This is a genomic window from Acinetobacter sp. 102, assembly GCF_037028485.1.
Taxonomy (GTDB): Bacteria; Pseudomonadota; Gammaproteobacteria; order Pseudomonadales; family Moraxellaceae; genus Acinetobacter; species Acinetobacter higginsii.
In genome coordinates this window covers 1-614 of the sequence record NZ_JAZEZK010000065.1, presented here as the reverse complement: position 1 = coordinate 614, position 614 = coordinate 1, and the positions used below count along the sequence as shown (strand labels likewise).

At 48.2% G+C, this 614-nt stretch carries 1 pseudogene; it reads left to right on the top strand.

The window, feature by feature from the left end:
* Positions 1–614: pseudogene (locus WA352_RS21740) on the top strand (YadA-like family protein); the annotation flags it as partial.

Here is a 614-nt window from a genome sequence, read left to right as displayed (position 1 = left end):
TTGGGTAACTTGGATGATGCGGCGGTTAAATATGATGACCCTGCAACTAAAGACAAAGTGACTTTAGCGGGCGCAGGTGGCACCACCATTACCAATGTTAAAGCTGGTGCGGTGAACTCGACTTCGACCGATGCAATCAACGGTAGCCAATTACACGGTGTAGCCGATAGCGTTAAAACTGCAATTGGTGGCAACACGACGATTGATGCAACGACGGGAGCAATCACCACAAGTAACATTGGTGGCACAGGCTCTAACACTATTGATGGTGCGATCACCAGCGTTAAAGCAACAACAGACAAAGGTATCAACTTTGGTGGCACAACAGGCAAGAACAACTATGCCTTGGGTAGTGATATCAACGTTAAAGGCGACAGCAACATTACCAGCACGACAGTTGCAGGCGGTGTACAACTGGGCTTAGGCGATACGCTGAATGTTAAAGATGCAATCAATGTGGGCAGTGGTGCAACCAAAGTTAAGATTGATGGCACGACCAATACCATTGGTGGCTTAAGCAACACGACTTGGAATGGCACAGCAGTATCAGGTCAGGCAGCGACTGAAGATCAATTGGCAGCAGTTGATGGCAAGCTTGGTAACTTGGACGATGC